14 protein-coding genes, 1 tRNA gene and 1 riboswitch (1 of these 16 running past the window's edge) are annotated in these 14,833 nt (G+C 63.1%); of the genes, 7 read left to right on the top strand and 8 right to left on the bottom strand.

Annotated features, from left to right (window positions below; genetic code table 11):
* Window positions 1-656, top strand: partial view of a peptidoglycan DD-metalloendopeptidase family protein gene (locus H6851_04285; protein ID MCB9942821.1) — the 3' portion only. The gene continues 901 nt to the left of window position 1, outside the view; the window shows 656 of its 1,557 coding nt (coding positions 902-1,557); its start codon lies off the left edge, out of view; its stop codon occupies window positions 654-656.
* Between the two features lie 471 nt (window positions 657-1,127).
* Here H6851_04285 and H6851_04290 read toward each other — a convergent pair.
* Window positions 1,128-1,202: transfer RNA gene (locus H6851_04290), tRNA-Glu, on the bottom strand.
* 93 nt (window positions 1,203-1,295) lie between these two features.
* Window positions 1,296-2,741, bottom strand: a complete 1,446-nt coding sequence (locus H6851_04295) for a hypothetical protein (GenBank protein MCB9942822.1) — start codon at window positions 2,739-2,741, stop codon at window positions 1,296-1,298.
* A 93-nt stretch (window positions 2,742-2,834) separates the two neighbouring features.
* Between H6851_04295 and H6851_04300 the strand changes: the two genes are divergently transcribed.
* Window positions 2,835-5,261 (top strand): ligase-associated DNA damage response DEXH box helicase, encoded by a 2,427-nt coding sequence (locus tag H6851_04300; GenBank protein ID MCB9942823.1) that lies wholly within the window; start codon window positions 2,835-2,837, stop codon window positions 5,259-5,261.
* The gene (pdeM, locus tag H6851_04305) at window positions 5,258-6,004 is read left to right on the top strand and encodes a ligase-associated DNA damage response endonuclease PdeM (GenBank protein ID MCB9942824.1); all 747 of its coding nucleotides are present in this window, start codon (window positions 5,258-5,260) and stop codon (window positions 6,002-6,004) included. Before H6851_04300 ends, pdeM begins: the two co-directional genes overlap by 4 nt.
* 111 nt (window positions 6,005-6,115) lie before the next feature.
* On the opposite strand, the gene H6851_04310 is transcribed toward pdeM, so the two are convergent.
* Both H6851_04310 and H6851_04315 read right to left on the bottom strand, forming a co-directional pair.
* On the bottom strand, window positions 6,116-6,799 hold the full coding sequence (locus H6851_04310) for an energy-coupling factor ABC transporter permease (protein MCB9942825.1): 684 nt from the start codon (window positions 6,797-6,799) through the stop codon (window positions 6,116-6,118).
* 39 nt (window positions 6,800-6,838) lie between these two features.
* Window positions 6,839-7,052, bottom strand: a riboswitch (cobalamin riboswitch).
* Window positions 7,053-7,421: 369 nt separating this feature from the next.
* Window positions 7,422-8,411: an exopolyphosphatase gene (locus tag H6851_04315; GenBank protein MCB9942826.1), complete on the bottom strand. Its 990-nt coding sequence runs from the start codon at window positions 8,409-8,411 to the stop codon at window positions 7,422-7,424.
* A 96-nt stretch (window positions 8,412-8,507) separates the two neighbouring features.
* Between H6851_04315 and H6851_04320 the strand changes: the two genes are divergently transcribed.
* From H6851_04320 to H6851_04335, 4 genes are read left to right on the top strand one after another with little or no spacing between them, the layout of a single operon-like run.
* Window positions 8,508-9,209 carry a YihA family ribosome biogenesis GTP-binding protein gene (locus H6851_04320; GenBank protein MCB9942827.1) on the top strand — a complete coding sequence of 234 codons (702 nt, stop codon included), beginning with the start codon at window positions 8,508-8,510 and terminating at the stop codon, window positions 9,207-9,209.
* A gap of 13 nt (window positions 9,210-9,222) precedes the next feature.
* The gene (argB, locus tag H6851_04325) at window positions 9,223-10,101 is read left to right on the top strand and encodes an acetylglutamate kinase (GenBank protein ID MCB9942828.1); all 879 of its coding nucleotides are present in this window, start codon (window positions 9,223-9,225) and stop codon (window positions 10,099-10,101) included.
* Window positions 10,102-10,105: 4 nt separating this feature from the next.
* Complete coding sequence (locus H6851_04330) at window positions 10,106-10,330, top strand: hypothetical protein (protein ID MCB9942829.1); 225 nt, start codon at window positions 10,106-10,108, stop codon at window positions 10,328-10,330.
* Window positions 10,331-10,380: 50 nt separating this feature from the next.
* Entirely contained in the window at window positions 10,381-11,055 is a 675-nt protein-coding gene (locus H6851_04335) for an RNA pseudouridine synthase (GenBank protein MCB9942830.1), read from the top strand.
* A 27-nt stretch (window positions 11,056-11,082) separates the two neighbouring features.
* Here H6851_04335 and H6851_04340 read toward each other — a convergent pair whose 3' ends face one another.
* The 4 genes from H6851_04340 to H6851_04355 are packed head-to-tail and all read right to left on the bottom strand — an operon-like array spanning window position 11,083 to window position 14,833.
* Window positions 11,083-11,934: an endonuclease/exonuclease/phosphatase family protein gene (locus H6851_04340; GenBank protein MCB9942831.1), complete on the bottom strand. Its 852-nt coding sequence runs from the start codon at window positions 11,932-11,934 to the stop codon at window positions 11,083-11,085.
* A gap of 3 nt (window positions 11,935-11,937) precedes the next feature.
* Complete coding sequence (locus tag H6851_04345; GenBank protein MCB9942832.1) at window positions 11,938-12,966, bottom strand: endonuclease/exonuclease/phosphatase family protein; 1,029 nt, start codon at window positions 12,964-12,966, stop codon at window positions 11,938-11,940.
* The gene (locus H6851_04350) at window positions 12,951-13,760 is read right to left on the bottom strand and encodes a hypothetical protein (GenBank protein MCB9942833.1); all 810 of its coding nucleotides are present in this window, start codon (window positions 13,758-13,760) and stop codon (window positions 12,951-12,953) included. Before H6851_04350 ends, H6851_04345 begins: the two co-directional genes overlap by 16 nt.
* Window positions 13,757-14,833: an ABC transporter ATP-binding protein gene (locus tag H6851_04355; protein MCB9942834.1), complete on the bottom strand. Its 1,077-nt coding sequence runs from the start codon at window positions 14,831-14,833 to the stop codon at window positions 13,757-13,759. The genes H6851_04350 and H6851_04355 overlap by 4 nt, the downstream gene beginning before the upstream one ends.

Consider the following 14,833-nt stretch of genomic DNA (forward strand, 5'->3'; position numbering starts at 1 on the left):
CAACCCCTGATGGCGAACAACATCGCGTCGACAAGCTTGAGTATGCGAGCCTGACCATTCAGGGGCGCAATCTTGAAGCCTATCGCTTTCGGGACTCCCGAGGAATCGTCGGCTACTACGACTCAACCGGCCGGTCGCTCCGTAAGTGGCTGATGCGCACGCCGGTCGATGGGGCGCGGTTATCCTCCGGGTTCGGCAAGCGCCGCCATCCCATTTTGGGCTACACCCGAATGCACAAGGGCGTGGATTTCGCTGCACCGAAGGGTACGCCAATCTACGCAGCCGGCGACGGTGTCATCACGAAGATCGGTCGAAATGGAGGGTATGGCAATTTCATCCAGATTCGCCACAACAAGGAATACAGCACCGCCTACGGTCACATGAATGGCTTCGCGAAAAATCTGAAGAAAGGATCACGCGTCAAGCAGGGCGAAGCCATCGGTTATGTCGGTTCAACCGGTCGTTCGACCGGCCCTCACCTGCACTACGAAGTTCTTGAAAACGGAATTCAGATCAATCCGATGAAAGTCAAGAAGCAGGTCATTACCCGACTTGAAGGATCTGACCTGACCGCTTTCAAGAAGCGGGTCGCCCAAGTCATCGCCCTGATGGAAGAATCTCGCAAGGATCAACCCGTTTTGGCCAACAACGACTGATCCTTGCGGTTTTATTGACTGAATCCCCTCAGCTACAAGTTGAGGGGATTCAAGAACCGGAGTCGATTTGAGATCGACTGTCGTCCACGGGCTCGCTTTCCTGTTCCTCGATATATTGCTGGATCATTTCATCGGTGATGTTGCCCGAGCTGACTGAGCTACTCCCCGAAATTCCGACACTGAGGTAAGCTACGACTTGTTGTCTGCTGACCTTCGACGAGAAGGAGAACAGAGATGTCGAAACGGAAGCAGCATTCGCATGAGTTCAGGGCGGAAGCAGCATTCGCATGAGTTCAGGGCGAAGGTGGTGCTTGAGGCACTGAACTGAAGGGTGAGCAGACGGTGACCGAACCGTGCTTGGACTGGCGTTTTCCAAGCGGGTCGCCAACAGTCGAAAATCAGGATTTCGAACCCCGAAAACGGCCTCGCCTTTCTGGCTTTTAAAGGCGTTTCAGGAGGATGAAATGGAAATGGCGTCCCCAACGGGATTCGAACCCGTGTTTTCACCTTGAAAGGGTGACGTCCTAACCCCTAGACGATGGGGACCGCTCGGCAGCGTTTAATCGCTGGAATCGGAAAAAGCAAGGCTTTACAATCTGGCAGTCACGGGTTGCCGGTCGGAGGGCGAGGCGGTTTTTTTCACTCGATGTCGAGTGTCACTGCCTGGCGCTTTGCTGCGGGCTTGCGTTCGGGCAGGGGTGCCCTTTCGTCGAAGGTGAAGAAGGTACAACTGCCATCCGACATGATGACCGCCCGGCGACCGAACAACTGGCCGGCCGCACGTGACACCGGATAATCCAGCACGTCGAGCAGGTCGCTCTCCTCCTCGATGCCCAGGGCAAGAACACTGACGCCGGCCTCGCTGAGTGCCGTGATTTGGTGATAAAGTGGGTCGTTCGCAAGCGGCACATCGCTGCGCCCGCATAATTGCGCGCCACCCATGGCCACCTGGGATACCTTCTGGCCCGCTATCCAGCGGACATCGACGGATTGCGGTTCGTCGATCGAGACCGCGACCTTCAGGTTTGCCGGAATATTCTTCAGTTTGGGCAAGATCTTGCGGGCCTCGGCCAGATCCACCGCGAGCACCAGATGGACGCTGCCGGTCAACGGATCACCGGCAAGCTGCTCAAGACGGCGCAGGATGTTGCCTTCCAGCAAGGCCGTCATCGAAGTCTCGACCACGACCTCACGGTCGATCAGATCGGCCGCGTGGGTTTCCATCATCGCAACCGCCCGTTCCAGAATGGCGGCGTCAAACCGCAGCAATTGTTCCTTCGGTATCCGATGCCGCACGAGCTGGTCGCGACTGGCCGAACGCTTGGGCGACGTGACGATGCGTCCCTGTACATGCAGACCGACCCACCGGCGCTGCGGAACGACGACGATGGGAGCGGCAATACAGCGTATCCCGCTGTTCTCATTCCTCGCGCGGGGCCTGACCATGACCGGAGAAGCAGTCTCGATGGCACCGTTCTCCAGACCGGGAGAAACATCGCTGCCTTCGCGCTGTGCGGAGATGACGGCCCCGGACTTCCTGCCGCGAGACTTCTGCCGGTTGGCACCATCGTCAACGGTTCCGATTTCTCGAATGTCGCGGTCACCAGACTTCTTGCCGAATGTCCGTTGCGGAGAAGAGAACGTCTCGACGGGGCGGGGTCCAAGGTCATCAAGCGTCAGGTCATCGAATGTCCCCGCCGACAGGCTTGCAAGCGACGTATAGCGTTCCCGGTCATGAGACGGTACCCCTGCCGGAAGATCTGCCTGCCGGCGCGTCGGGGTCCACTCGCGAAGGTCAAGCTCCGGCTTGCGGACTCGGGTCGCTCCCAGCATGGTCGCGATCTCACCGATAAATTCCTGCATGAAGGCATTCAGCCGATCGAATGTCATGTCATGTCCTTCCAACGGCACCCCTTCACGTTGGCGCCTGGCGATATAGACTCCGAATAGTGCCGTGCCGATCAGCGTGAGAGCGGCCATGTAGCCCAGGACCGGTATCAGGAATTCGGGCGGCAGGATGAAGGCGGCGCCGACGAGACCCAGCACATATCCTGCAGCGAGAGCGATCCAGAAGAAATATGGCATGATCCCAATCCTTGGCTTGCACATTCAATGGATAATCACAGGTTCCTAAATTATGGTTAACGCTTCCGTATGGTTGATCTTCTTCATGAGCAAATGACTTCCGATATCGCAGGCATTTCGATCCTGCCGCCCGTCGTGCGGGACTGGTTTGACAAGCGGGGATGGCGGCCACGCGCCCACCAGCTTGCCCTGCTCGATGCAGCCCGCGACGGTTCCGATGTGCTGCTGATGGCGCCCACGGGTGGCGGCAAGACCCTGGCCGGGTTCCTGCCGGGCATCGCGGAACTGATCGAGCGAGGATCGAGCGGCCGGCTGCACACGCTCTACATCTCGCCACTGAAGGCGCTGACCACCGACATCGCCCGCAACCTGCAGACGCCGGTGCGCGAAATGAACCTCCCCATTCGCATCGAGACCCGCACCGGCGACACACCGCAAAACCGTCGCCAGCGGCAGAAGAGCCATCCACCGGACATGTTGCTGACCACGCCCGAAAGCCTCGCCCTGCTCCTCTCCTACCCCGATGCGGCCGAGTATTTTGCCCGACTGTCGAATGTCATCCTCGATGAACTGCATGCCGTTGCCACCAGCAAGCGCGGTGCGCTGCTCAGCCTGGGCCTGAGCCGCCTGCGCCGGCTGGCACCGTGCGCGCGGTTCACCGGCCTGTCCGCCACCATTGCCGACCCGCCCGCCATGCTGCGCTTTCTGACCCCCGAGCCTGAACAGGGTCGCGTCGTGGCTGCTGATGCGGGGGCACAGCCACAGACCGAGATCGCCCTCGCCGATGCCTACATGCCATGGTCGGGGCATGTGGCGCTCTACGCCACCTCGATGATCTACGAGCGGCTGAAGCAGGTCCGCATGGCGCTGATCTTCGTCAACACCCGGGCCCAGGCCGAGCTGCTGTTCGGTCACCTGTGGCGATTGAACAGCGATTCCCTGCCCATAGCGCTGCACCACGGCAGCCTGGCCGTGGAACAACGGCGCAAGGTCGAGGCATCCATGGCTGCGGGGCAGCTGCGGGCCGTGGTATGCACCTCCTCGCTCGACCTCGGCATCGACTGGGGTGATATCGACCTGGTCATCCAGGTGGGGGCACCCAAGGGTGTCAGCCGTCTGCTGCAGCGCATCGGCCGCGCCAATCACCGCCTCGACGAGCCCAGCCGGGCGATACTGATCCCGGCCAACCGCTTCGAGGTCCTGGAATGCCTGGCCGCCGAGGAGGCCATGGAGGAGGGTTCACTGGATGCCGATCCGCCAGCCCACGCCGCCCTCGACGTCCTGGCCCAGCATATCATCGGCACGGCCTGTTCGGCACCCTTTGATGCCGACGCGCTGTTCGAGGAAACGCGATGGGCGGCGCCTTACGCGGATCTCGACCGCAAGACCTTTGACGAAGTGCTCGAATTCGTCGCCACGGGCGGCTATGCGTTGCGCAGCTACGAGCGCTACCGCCGCCTGACCATCGGCGACGACAGGCGCTACCACCTCTCCGATCCCCGCATGGTCCGGTCCTACCGCATGAATGTCGGGACCATAGTCGAAGCGCCGGTGATGCGGGTACGCATGGGGCGCGGGGCGGTTCTGGGCGAGATCGAGGAATACTTCATTTCGATGCTGACGCCGGGTGACAGCTTCCTGTTCGCCGGACAACTGCTTGAACTGGTTGGCATTCGCAACAATGAGGTTGTCGTCCGGCGATCACGTTCGACAAGGGAGCCGAAAGTCCCGGCCTATGCCGGCGGACGGCTGCCCATGTCCAGCCACCTCGCCAGACGCGTGCGCCGGATCCTCGCCGAGCCGCGACGCTGGGCTGATCTGCCGCCGCAGGTCGGAGAATGGCTCGAACAGCAGGAACATCGTTCGGCCCATGTGCGCGACGATGAATTGCTGGTCGAGACCTTCGAGCGACGCGGCCGCCATTATCTCGTTGCCTATGGCTTCGCCGGCCGCAACGCCCACCAGACGCTGGGAATGCTGCTCACCCGCAGGATGCAGCGTATGGGTTGCCGGCCGCTTGGATTCGTCGCTTCGGACTACTGCATCGCCACCTGGGGTCTGGAGCCGGTGAGCGATGTCGAAGCCCTGTTCGCCCTCGATCTTCTTGGCGACGATCTCGAAGAGTGGATGGCCGAAAGCAGCATGACCCGCAGGCTGTTCCGCAATTGCGCAGTCGTTGCCGGCCTTGTCGAGCGCCGCCACCCGGGACGGGAAAAGACCGGCAGGCAGGTGACCTTCAATGCCGACCTGATCTATGACGTGTTGCGCAGGCACGAACCCGACCATGTCCTGCTGCGAGCCGCCCGCATCGAGGCTGCCGAGGGACTGACCGATATCCATCGCCTCTCCGACCTGCTCAACGAGATCCAGGGCCGTATCCGTCATCGCCGGCTGGAGCGGATTTCACCCTTTGCCGTGTCGATCATCGCCACCATCGGACGCGAATGGGTCCAGGGCGACAGCATCGATGCGATGCTTGACGAGATGACCCGGGAACTTGTCGACGAGGCTCTTTCATGACACCGCCAACAATCCCGAAAAGCCACAAGCCGTCGACTATCGAACACCTCACCGTGGAGCTTGCCGGCGAAGCGGTGCAACTCGACCCGCGCGGTGTGCTGCTGCTGGACCACGGGCAGACGATAGTGGTTGCCGATCTGCACCTGGAAAAGGGCAGCGCCTTTGCTCGCCGCGGCACCTTTCTCCCACCCTATGATACACTGGCCACCCTTGTCCGACTGGAGACCATCGTCAACTCGTTGCGACCCGAACGGCTGATCAGCCTCGGCGACGGCTTCCACGACAGTGCGGGCGCGCGCCTGCTCACGGGCGAAGTCGCCGACCGCCTGCAACGGCTGGCGCAACGGCTCGAATGGATATGGATCCGCGGCAACCACGACGAACTTCTACCCGATACACTACCTGGCACGATTCGCGACGACCTCACGCTGGGGCATCTGACGCTTCGCCATCTTCCCGACAGGGAGACGGGTAACCTCATCGCCGGCCACCTTCACCCGATCGCCCGCATCGGCGACCGCCGCCGCAAGACACGCCGCCCCTGCTTCGTTCACGATCGACGCCTCATGCTCATGCCCGCATTCGGCAGCTATACCGGAGGATTGAATATCCTCGACCCGGTCATAAGCGGGTTGTTCGACACGACCTTCACGCCGTACCTGCTGGGTCAGCACCGGCTCCATCGCACGCGCCCCGATCTTCTCATTCCCGACCCGCCCGACTGGCGACGGCACAGGATTTAGCCGAACGGCGATATGACCGGATTGATAATATTCCACGTCAGAGGGAGGGGACCGAAAGGGCTGCAAGGGGAAGCCCCGCCATTGCGGCGGGGCTTCTGTACAGTGACAGGGTCAGGATGCCGGTGAAAACAACCTGCCGTGAAACATCTGGCTGTCCCTGAATCGGTCGAGATTTTTCACCACGGCAAGTACGGCCAGGTCGACAAGCGGCTCCACGATGATGACCGTCATGTAGGCAGCGCCAAAGGAACCGATCTGGGCCAGATTTTCAGCACCGAAGCCCTGGCCATAAAAAGCCCAGAAGGCCACCCAGGCAACGATGCCGGATTGATAGCAGGTGGACAACGCCAAAGCCTGAGAATACCTGATATCCTTGTAAGCCGTCTTGTTGGGGATGATCTTCCGTGCAAGCAGACTCATGATGTATAATGGTACGAGAAGTGTCGTGACGTTGATCCCGTATTGGGGCAGATCGGCGGGCGCGAACAGCAGGCCCTGCGCCAACAGGCCAAACGCCAGCCCAAGTGCCGCGGCACCGCCTCCGAAGATCAGGAACAAGGTTGAACCAAGGATGAGGTGAACCTCGGAAACGCCGATGCGATAGTGAGGAAATACCTCGAAAAAGCCGAAAACGAGTGCCGTGGTTGCAACGGTCCGCGCCGCCAGCCAAGCCACTCCGCTTTCATTCTTGATCGCGCCGAAAGCCATCTTGCCGGCAAACCCGAAGGCTCCTGAGGCAGTAACGTAACTCAGTGCGATTTTCGCGCCGTGAACGACACCAGGTTCGATGTGCATTTTTCTTCCTCTCGCCGCACCCAGCGTGCGGCAACTACGAGTGATGACCAATACTCAGGCAGGTTTCCTGACTCGCGCTTCATCACCTGCTATCCGCCTTCCCAGGCTCGCGCCCAGTGGCTCACTGGATAGGGCTCGCGCTCACAGTTGCGTGGGCAGTCACGGATCAAGCCCCGATTGGGTCATCTTTACCGTGTTCCCTTTTGATCCCGGGGACTTCGTCCCGCTTGGAACCTGAGCGGAGGAAGTATGAAAAAATGCAGGACGAATTTCACGTTTTTTCTTGCACGGCAATGAAAGTGCAGCCCGGGCTGGCATGAGGGTGCCATGGTTCCCATGCCATGCCCCGGGCAGCCATTGATGCGGCAATGCCAAACGGGGGCGTGATGGTTCCTCCCTTTCCATCAGCGCGGCCCGTGAACGAAATTCCTGACAGGCCCTCCCATGGACGGGATCAAGAACGGCATGCAGCGGCAAGGACGAAGATCGTGTCGTTCAGGGGAAATTCTGCCAAAGGCGACTCTACCCGGCCGGCAAGTGCCCTGGAATTTGGTTGTGGAGGGCATCCGCCGCCATATCGCCCGGCGCCGGATCTGCGAGCCCTCTCCCCTTGCCGACCGCCTCAGGCGGGTACGAGTTCGGCCTGGGTGACCTGGCCCGTCTCGATGGCGGTGATCTCGTCGATGATCCGGCGGATGGTGCGTTCGCAGCCGTGGTTGGGGATCTGGCAGGTGCCGGCGGCATGGTGGCCGCCACCGCCATAGTTCAGGCACAAAAGGCCGATGTCGGTGCGGGCACTGCGGTCGAGGATCGACTTCCCCAGCGCCAGCACGGTGTTCTGCCTGTCACGGCCCCAGAGGACGTGGCAGGAAATCGTGCTCCGCGGAAACATGGCATAGATCATGAAGCGGTTGCCGGGCCAGATGGTCTCCTCTTCGCGCAGGTCGAGAACCGCGAGCGATCCGTGCAGGGTGGTGCAGCGGCGCAACTGATCGCGGAAGCGTTCCTGGTGGTCCATGAACAGCTCGACACGCTCGACGACATCGGGCAGTGCCAGGATATCCTCGATATCCTGATGCGTACGACAGTACTCTATGAGGTCCATCATCAACTGATAATTGGACACGCGGAAATTGCGGAACCTGCCGAGGCCGGTACGCGCATCCATGAGGAAGCTCAGCAGGTCCCAGCCCTGCGGATCGAGGATGTCCTCGCGGCTGAAGGCGGCCGAGTCCGCCTTGTCGACGGCCTGCATCATGGCCTCGGTAACATTGGGAAACCTCGCCGCGCCTCCATAGTAATCGTACACGACGCGGGCCGCCGAAGGGGCCTCGGCGTCGATGACATGGTTGGCGGGATTGCCGCTGACCCGCTCGGTCTCGCTGGCATGGTGGTCGAAGGCGAGATGGACGCCCTCGACATAGGGCAGGTTGGTGGTGATGTCCTTCGGCCCGACCCTGATCTTGCCGTCCTGCATGTCCTTGGGATGGACGAAGTCGATCTGTCCGACGATACCCAGTTCCTTCAGCAGCACGGCACAGACAAGGCCGTCCATGTCGCTGCGAGTGATGAGGCGGAAGGCCTCGCCGTGAGAATGCGCTTGATCGGTCATCGGCCGGATTCCATCATTCGGGGACAGGAGACAGGGGGACGGTTCGAATTCGTGACTGTCCGCCCAGACTACATCGAAACGGTTAAGGATCCCTCAATGACAGTCCGCGACCGGTCTTGCCCCGAGGCCGACGGAGAACGCATGGAGGCCGGCCGGCTGCTGTTCGCCCGCCCGCCCGCCTTCATGCTGGGCGTGGCCCGGATCGACCAGTTGCCACCGGCCGACATTCCCGAGGTGGCGATCGCCGGCCGGTCGAACGTCGGCAAGTCGAGCATCATCAATGCCCTGACCCGGCACAGGGAACTGGCGCGCACCTCGAACACGCCGGGGCGCACGCAGCAACTCAACTTCTTCGACATCGACGGGAGGCTGCGGCTGATCGACCTTCCCGGCTACGGCTACGCGAAGGCGCCGAAGGACCAGGTGGATGCGTGGCACGCGCTGATCTTCGACTACCTGCGCGGACGCCCGAACCTGCATCTGGTGGTGCTGCTGATCGACGGCCGGCACGGGATCAAGGACCGCGACCGCGCCGTCATGGATACCCTCAAGAAGGCCGCGGTGCCGTTTTTGATCGTGCTGACCAAGTGCGACCTTGTCGGCAGGCGCGAACTCGCCCAAAGAACGACGGCGCTGGAAGATGACCTGCGCAAGACGGTCGGAGCGCTACCGCAGGCGCTGCACACCAGTTCGCGCAAGCTGGAGGGCATCGAGGCGTTGCGGGGAGTGCTGGCCGGCTATGCGCTCGACGACGACCGGCGGGATCGGGGCGGCGGAGACAGTGGGGATGGATCGTGACGGAAGGGAAGAGATGACGCGGGGCCAGGTGGACGTACACAGCATTGCCTCCACCCTGATCGAGGCGCTGCCGCACATGCGCCGGCACAGCGGTGCGACCTTCGTGGTCAAGTATGGCGGGCATGCGATGGGACACGAGCATCTTGCCCGGGATTTCGCCCGGGACATCGTGCTGCTCAAGCAGGTCGGCATCAACCCGGTCATCGTCCATGGCGGCGGCCCGCAGATCAAGGCCATGCTGGGCCGTCTCAACATCGAAAGCGAATTCGTCGACGGGTTGCGGGTCACCGACGCCGCGTCGATGGAAGTGGTCGAGATGGTACTGGCGGGCAAGATCAACAAGGAGATCGTCGGCGCCATCCAGGCCGAGGGCGGCAAGGCGGTCGGCATCTGCGGCAAGGATGCCCGGCTGCTGACCGCGCGCAGGGTGACCAAGGAAGGGCGCGACATCGGTTTCGTCGGCGAGCCGGAAGAAGTCGACCGCACGGTGCTGGACCTCTTCACCCGCAGCGAGATCATCCCGGTGATCGCCCCTATCGGTGCGGATGCCGATGGCCAGTCCTACAATATCAACGCCGATACGGCGGCGGGAGCCATCGCCGGTGCGCTGCAGGCCCGCCGCCTGCTGATGCTCACCGACGTCAAGGGCGTGCTCGACGCGAAGGGCGAGTTGCTGCCCTATCTGGGCCTCGACGAGGCGCGGGCGCTCATCGCCGACGGCACGATTTCCGGCGGCATGATTCCCAAGGTGGAGACCTGCCTCGGTGCGGTCGAGCAGGGCGCACGGGCGGCCACGATCCTCGATGGACGGGTGCCGCATGCCGTCATTCTCGAACTGTTCACCGAACACGGCATCGGCACCCAGATCCGCTCGACACCGCCGGCCGGTTGATACCATGCAGCCTCACCCCTGGTTCAATCCGCCAATCCGCCGTCATCTCACCACGCTGTTCTGCGCCGGCTGGGTGGCGTTCGAACTGTTCTCGCGGCCGATGCAGGGCGTTTGGGTCATGATCGCCGCTGCCGCACTTGCCTGGTGCGTCTGGGACTTGTATCTCGCCGGCCATTACCCGGTGGTCGAGGCGAAACCGGGCGACGAAGCCGGGAAAGGGTCCGAGTGAGCGATATCGGATCCAACCGGCTGCTGAACCGGCTGCTCTATCGCGACGGCATGATGCTCATCATCGACAAGCCGGCCGGACTACCCGTGCACAAGGGTCCCAAGGGCGGCGAGACGGTCGAGGATCATCTCGACGCGTTGCGCTTCGGCCTCGGCGAGAGGCCGCACCTGGCCCACCGCCTCGACCGCGACACCAGTGGCTGTCTCGTCCTCGGCCGCCACAGGAAGGCGCTGCGGCGGCTGGGCAAGCTGTTCGAGCACGGTCAGGTCCGCAAGACCTATGTCGCGGTCGTCCATGGCTGCCCCGATCCGTCGTCGGGACTCATCGACCAGCCCCTGATGAAGCGCTCCACGGCCCAGCGCGGCTGGTGGATGTGCGTCGATCCTCAGGGCAAGGCCGCCCGGACCCGCTACCGCACGCTCGGCAGCGACGGCACTTTCAGCCTGGTCCAGCTCGAACCGCTCACCGGCCGCACCCACCAGTTGCGCGTTCATCTGGATTTCATCGGATGCACCATCGTCGGCGATCCGTTCTATGGCGACCGAAGCGACGATGCCCCGAACCTGCTGCTGCACGCACTTTCGATCCGCCTGCCGCTCTATGGCAGCAGGCCGCCCGTCGAGGTCAGCGCCCCCCTGCCGGACCACTGGCCCGACCCATGGCGCAGGATGCTGGATGATGTCCTCAAGTCCGCCACGACCGAAACCGAGGTGCCAGCCACCTGATTATTGTACGTCCCCGCGGCGTACCGTTCAAAGGTCGATATCGGCCCAGATCGGCCAGTGGTCGGAGCCCTTTGCATCGCTCATCACACCGGCGGCGCGTACCTGTCCCGCCAGCGCGGCGCTGACGAGGATGTAGTCGATGCGACTGCCATTGGGATGTGTCATGCCCTCGCGCTCGTCATGTCCCGCCGCCGTCCAGCTGTCCACGAGCCCGTCGCGATGGGCGATCCGGCCGTATTTCTCGGTCCAGGGACCGATCAGCGCGGTGTATTCGTCGCTGGACGGCGTGAGGTTGAGATCGCCCATGACGATCGCCTCGCGCGGCATGGGCGGCATGTCGCCCTCGGTCCAGCCGGCGGACGGATCGGGATGGCCGCCGCACCAGGCACCACCCTCGCCATGTGCATCCTTCAGGATCTGCCGGATACGGTCGATCTGCGGCAGGCGGGTCTCCCTGCACAGATGGCTCAGATGGACCGAATAGACGCGAAGCGGTCCCGATCCGGTCATGATCACGCCTTCGAGAATGCCTTGCTGAATCGAATGCTGGCTGAGCGTACCCCATTTCGGCAGCAGGTGATTGCGCGACGAAAGGATCGGCGTCTTCGACAGCAGCATGGTGCCGAACTGCCGCCGCCTGCCCGGATCGTCCGGTGTCGCCGCATGAATGTCGAGATTGGCACCATAGACCCAGTAGTAACCCCGCAGATGGCCCGCCAGCACTTCGGGAGAATCGACATTGCCGGAACGTTGCCAGAACCGGTCGACCTCCTGAAGGGCGATGACATCGGCTCCCTCGGCCTCGCGGGCGATGCGTTCGAGATCGTAGCGACCGTCGCTGCCGAGGCCATACTGGATGTTATAGGATACAAAACGCATGACTCATTCCGCCCGCAAGGTGATGGAGAGGATTTCATGATCGGAAATGGCCACGCCATTCCCGTCGACAGCCGCAAGGGTCTCGGCTGCGAGAATGTCCACACTACGGGTCATGAACCAGTCGATGCGCCCGAGCTCCTTTTCCGGATCGCCCGGACGAAGGCGCTCGCTCGCCGCATCGTCGTTGCACCGTTCGATGTCATAACCGAATACCGCCGCCACCTCGAACATCGGTTCGTGCGGAACCGGGTTCATGCGTCGAGACGGATCCTCGGCCAGCAGGCGGCCACGGATCGCGTCGTCGAGCCATTCGTCGCGTCCGGCACTTTTCGTGTTGAGATCGCCGCCGAGAATGGCCGGTCCGCCGCCAGACATGTCGTCGACAACCTCGAAGATCCGCTTCATCTGGCCCGCCCGGTGCCGCGGGTCGCTATGACTTTCGAGATGCACGCAGGCCATGACGACCCCGCCGATGCGGGCCAGCATGGCGATACGGCCGCCCACGCGCCGTTCGCCGTTGCGGTCTCCATCATACCAGGTGCCGTCACGGTCGAGCCGCAGCAGGGTCGCATCCTCGATGGGCATGCGGGAAAGGATGGCGGCACCGTGCAACCCGTCGGCATTGAATTGTCCCTCGTGCCACTTGCGCTCGCGTGCATCACCCAGCCCCAGCTCGATGAACTCGACGCCAAAGGCGTAACTCATGCCAAGTTCCCGGGCGAGATCGCGCACCGTATGCCGGTTGCCCGAACGCGCCATGCCGCAATCGACTTCGGTGATCAGCATGACATCGGCATCGACCTCCCGCAGTCGGGCAATGGACGCGTCAAGGTATTTGAGCCGCTCGGCATTCCAGGCCACCACCCGACGCGGCAGCCCCTCACGGGTGACCGGGCCGTGCAGTTCGATCTGATGCAGGCAGCGGGCATCCTCGAACCAGCGGTCGTGGCTCCCGCCGGCAAGGGCATCCCGCCGCCACTCGGGCAATGGCCGGTCGATGGCGGAAACCGTCGTCGTCACGATATCGAGCACCAGAGAGCCTCCAGCGCCAGGGGATCATTCGTCGTGATCCGGTCCGCGCCGAGACCGATCACGCGTTCCAGGACCCGGAGAGCATCGGGCATGTCGGGATCGATGGTCCAGCAATCGACCTCCTGTCCGCGCCGATGAGCGAAAGCTACCAGATCGAGATTTTCATCCAATGCGGATGACACCGCCTGATGCGCGAGATAGAGCAGGCGCGCCTCGCGCGCGTCAACACTCTCGATCAGACGGCACCAGGCCGTGAAATCCCGGTCGGCAAACCGGTCGCATGGATCGAAGCCCGCGACAATCCCGGGCGCACGGACCGCGAGGGAATGCACCAGCGGCCAGTCGTGACCGCCGATATCGAAGCGATTGGCGTGGGCGGCGACGATTTCGCCGAAGCGTTCTCCCGCCTTCCCGCTGCCCGACTTGATATCGAGTTGGACGCGCCCATGCGGAAAACCCGCCACGATCGCCACCAACTCGTCGAGGAAGAGGAGGCGATCCGGCTGTACCTGCCCGTCGACGGCACGCTGGCGCAGGCTTTCCATGGCCGCTCGCGGAGTTTCCGCGACGATGCCGCTGCCAGTGGTCTCGCCGTCGAGCGTATCGTCGTGCAGGCAGACCCAGTGACCGTCGGCGGTGGTCTGGAGATCGACCTCCAGCAACGCTCCCCGCGCCAGTCCCTCGCGCAGGCTGGAACGGTCGTGCGGTGGCACCCCGGCGGCCGAGCGCAGCTTGTGCCATTTGAGACGGACGGGGCCATGGGGTCCGCGAAGGGCGAGGCCCCGCGTGCTCAAGCAGCCCTCGCCAGGGCGGGAGCCTCGATGCGCAACCCGCTCGCACGGTCGAAGAGCAGCATGCCGTCGAGCGGCAGGTCGCAGCCCACCCTGTCCCCCTCGCGAAAGCGCCGCACGGTACCATGCTCCAGCACGTGGATGCGGCCAGCAACGCTGTCGAGGACGTAGAGGGTCTCCCGGCCCATGGGCTCGATCTGGACCACATCCGCCCTGACGACATTCTCGCCATCGGGATCTCCCAGCGTGATGTTCTCCGGACGGACACCCAGCACAACGTCACCGTCGGGAGCCTGGCTGCGCAGGTCCATCTCGCCGAGGCGCAACCGGCCGCGCGCGACCCGGCTGTCGATGAGGTTGATCGGTGGCGCGCCGATGAAGCTCGCGACAAACAGCGAGCGCGGTCGAAGGAACAGGTCGTCCGCCGTTCCCACTTGCTCGATCCGGCCCTTCGACATGCAGACGATGCGATCCGCCATCGTGGTCGCCTCGATCTGGTCATGCGTGACGAGAATGGTCGTCACCGCCAGTTGCCGCTGCAACCGCTTGATCTCCGAACGCATGGTCAGGCGCAAGGTGGCGTCGAGATTGGAGAGCGGCTCGTCGAGGAGCAGGAGCTGCGGTTCCTTGACCAACGCACGCGCCAGCGCCACGCGCTGCTGCTGCCCGCCGGACATCTGCCCCGGAGTACGGTCGAGCAGGTCCTCGACCTGCACCAGCCTTGCGGTTTCCTCGGCCCGGCGCCGGGCGTCGGCCGCCGGCACCCCCTTGAACTTCAGTGGAAACATGATGTTCCGGCGCACGTTCATGTGCGGATAGAGCGCGTAGGACTGGAAGACGATGCCGACATTCCTGTGCCGTGCCTCGACCTCGTTGACCACGGCCCCGTCGAAGCGCAACTCGCCGCCCGAAGGCGCATAGATGCCCGCCAGCATGAACAGCGTCGTCGACTTCCCGCAGCCCGACGGCCCGAGGATCGCGACAAGCTCGCCATCCTCAATGACGAGATCGGTGGGCTCGACCGCGACGACATCGCCCCAGCTCTTGGTCACGGATGAGAGTTCGATGCGTGCCAT

The organism is Geminicoccaceae bacterium, assembly GCA_020638465.1.
GTDB lineage: Bacteria > Pseudomonadota > Alphaproteobacteria > Geminicoccales > Geminicoccaceae > JAGREO01.